Here is a 3501-nt window from a genome sequence, read left to right on the forward strand (position 1 = left end):
GTCGTGACAATGACTTGGTTGTGAACCCAATTAAAGGTAAACAATTAACGAACGTTCGCGCCTCTGGTACTGACGAAGCAGTGCGCTTGGTTACACCAATCGCGATGAACCTTGAGTACGCTGTTGAATTTATCGATGATGATGAATTGGTTGAAGTAACGCCGAAGAGTATTCGTATTCGTAAGCGCTACCTCAAGGAGCATGAGCGTAAGAAAGCAGCGCGCGACTAAGCTACTTCAAGCTACACAACAAAAGTCACCTCCGGGTGGCTTTTGTTCTTCATTGAAATCCATATTCCAAAAATAATAGTAGAAATAGATCCTCATGCTGCCATCCATTGAACAACGTCTTGCCCTGGAGTTATCCGCCAAACCCGCTCAAGTAGCTGCTGCTATTGCTTTGATGGATGAGGGTGCTACCGTTCCTTTTATTGCCCGTTATCGCAAGGAGGCTACTGGCGGTTTGGATGATGCGCAGTTACGCTTGCTAGAAGAGCGTCTGAGTTATTTGCGTGAGTTAGAAGATCGTCGTAAGGCAATCGTGGCATCAATTGAGGAGCAGGGCAAGATGACCCCAGAGTTGCTCAAGGCCATCATGCTTGCTGAGGATAAGACGCGCCTGGAGGACCTCTACCTTCCATATAAACCTAAGCGCCGAACTAAGGCCCAAATCGCCCTGGAAGCAGGATTAGAGCCGCTAGCGAATGATTTGCTCGCTAATCCTAATTTAGATCCTGAAATAGAGGCCGCCAAATACATTAAAGAAGCATTTGACGTTGATGGCACGAATAACCCTGGAGTTCCTGACGTCAAGGCGGCTCTTGAAGGTGCCCGTCAGATTTTGATGGAGCGGTTTGCAGAAGATGCTGGCTTAGTGCAATCGCTGAGAGCATATTTACTGGATCATGGCGTCGTGGAATCCAAGGTAATTGCTGGTAAGGAGCAAGAAGGTGAAAAATTCGCTGATTACTTTGATTACTCTGAACCAATTGCTGCAATTCCGTCACATCGTGCCTTAGCTTTATTTAGAGGTCGTCGCGAACAAATGCTGATGGTCAATCTACGATTAGATACTGAGGAAGAAAAACCCAAATGGGATGCGCCTCATAATCCTTGCGAGTCCCGCATTGCCAATCATTTCAAGATTAAAAATGAAGGTCGTCCAGCTGATCAGTGGCTGGCTGAGACCGTGCGCTGGACTTGGCGCATTAAGTGCTCCATGCATTTGGAGTCCGAGCTCATGAGTGCTTTGCGTGAGCGCTCTGAAGCTGAAGCGATCAATGTGTTTGCGCGAAACCTCAAGGATTTACTGCTGGCTGCACCTGCAGGTCCAAAGGTGACTATTGGCTTAGATCCTGGAATGAGAACAGGCGTCAAAGTAGCTGTTGTCGATGCTACTGGTAAGGTAGTGGATACGGATGTGATTTACCCACATCAGCCTAAAAACGATTGGGATGGCTCATTGCGTACGCTTGCTAAATTAGCCGAGAAGCATAAGGCGACTTTAATTTCAATCGGCAACGGTACCGCCTCGCGCGAGACAGATAAGTTGGCGCAAGATTTAATTAAAGCCAAGCCAGAACTTAAATTAACAAAGATTGTGGTATCTGAAGCGGGGGCATCGGTTTACTCTGCCTCTGAATACGCCTCAAAAGAATTGCCCGGCATGGATGTATCGCTCAGAGGGGCAGTATCCATTGCGAGAAGGTTACAAGATCCACTGGCAGAGTTGGTCAAGATTGATCCGAAGTCGATTGGTGTGGGTCAGTATCAGCACGATGTGATGCAGACACAGCTAGCCAAGTCTTTGGTTGCTGTTGTGGAGGATTGCGTAAATGCAGTAGGTGTTGATGTGAACACGGCATCAGCGCCTTTACTAGCAAGGGTTTCGGGTTTGAGTAGCACGGTTGCTGAAGGTATTGTTTCTTATCGGGATAGCAACGGCGCCTTTCAGACTCGGGCAGATTTGCGGAGCGTGCCACGCTTAGGTGACAAGACATTTGAGCAGGCAGCAGGTTTCTTGCGAATCATGAATGGTAAAGATCCATTAGATGCATCAGCAGTCCATCCAGAATCCTATCCCTTGGTTGAGAAAATACTCAAAGATATCAAGAAGGGCGTTAAAGAAGTGATTGGTGACGCAACTATTTTGAAAGGACTCAGTCCAGAAAAGTATGCCGATGAGAAGTTTGGAGTACCTACGGTCACAGACATCATCAAGGAGTTGGAAAAGCCGGGTCGTGATCCGAGGCCTGAGTTCACCACCGCCATATTTAAAGATGGCGTAGAAAAAATCAGCGACCTCAAAGCGGACATGATCCTGGAAGGGGTCGTAACTAACGTTGCAGCCTTTGGAGCATTTGTGGATATTGGTGTTCATCAAGATGGTCTGGTACATATCTCTGCATTAGCCAATACCTTTGTTAAAGATCCACATACCGTAGTTAAAGCAGGTCAGGTTGTGAAGGTCAAAGTGCTTGAGGTTGATGAAAAGCGTAAGCGGATTGCTTTGACGATGCGACTATCTGATGAAGCCCCTAAAGTGTCGGTAGGCGCAAAGCCTGAGCAAAGGGCAAATCGACCTGGAACCCCAAGAACGCCAGAAGCTAGAAGACCGCAGGAAGATAGAAGATCTGCGCCCCCAATGAATAACGCTATGGCAGATGCTTTACGTAAACTCAAGGGTGGCGGTTAGTAAGGGTTAATAAGCATTAGCAAGAAATCGTTACACTACAAGAATAGCGAGCATTGGAGAAATTGAATGAGCATAGCTAAAAGCTTCCTGTTGGGATTTTTGACTCTCTTTATCTCGACCTCTATTGCTCAAACTGCGCCAACAGTAGCTGCTGCCTCAGATCTCAAGTTTGCTGTCGAAGAAATTGCTGCCAACTATAAGACTGATAAAGGGCAAGACATAAAACTGGTATTCGGCTCATCAGGTGTGCTGTGGCAACAAACCAAAAATGGCGCACCATTTAGCTTGCTGATGTCTGCTGATGAGGCTTATATAGACGACTTATCTAAACATGGTTTAACAGTTGATGATGGAACTCTGTATGCAATCGGCAGAATCGTTCTCTTGCAGAAAAAAGGTGGCTCAATGCAGCTCGGCACTGACAAAGACGCCCTAATGAAAGCAATTCAAGCGGCTAAGAAGATTGCTATAGCCAATCCAGATCACGCCCCTTATGGCAGAGCGGCGAAAGAATACCTTATAAGTATCGGGGTCTGGGATTTGGCTCAGCCCAAGCTGGTATTTGGAGAAAATATTTCTCAAGCAACGATGTTTGCTTTAACGGGGTCGGCTGATTTTGCGATCTCCGCCTTATCTCTAGCTTCCTCGCCACAAATTCAAGCTCAATCCTCATCTGTGCTGATACCGGATAGCCTTCATAAGCCGCTGAAACAAAAGATGGCTTTGATTAAAAACTCTGCACCAAGTGCTAAAGAGTTCTATCTCTACCTACAAGAGCCTAAGTCCAAGCAAGTGATGAGGCGCTAT

At 46.7% G+C, this 3501-nt stretch carries 2 protein-coding genes and 1 pseudogene; all 3 read left to right on the forward strand.

All coding sequences use genetic code 11. From position 1 onward, the window contains the following. Positions 1–230: pseudogene (locus B7Y67_RS13180) on the forward strand (translational GTPase TypA); the annotation flags it as partial. A gap of 94 nt (positions 231–324) precedes the next feature. Next, positions 325–2694 carry a Tex family protein gene (locus B7Y67_RS13185; RefSeq protein WP_293599047.1) on the forward strand — a complete coding sequence of 790 codons (2370 nt, stop codon included), beginning with the start codon at positions 325–327 and terminating at the stop codon, positions 2692–2694. Between the two features lie 66 nt (positions 2695–2760). Further along, a partial coding sequence (gene modA, locus B7Y67_RS13190) for a molybdate ABC transporter substrate-binding protein (RefSeq protein WP_293599048.1) occupies positions 2761–3501 on the forward strand: 741 nt, incomplete at its 3' end.

It is taken from the genome of Polynucleobacter sp. 35-46-11, from assembly GCF_002281105.1.

Coding starts and splice junctions, on each gene's coding strand:
- B7Y67_RS13185 (WP_293599047.1), top strand. CDS start 325: ATGCTGCCATCCATTGAACAACGTCTTGCCCTGGAGTTATCCGCCAAA.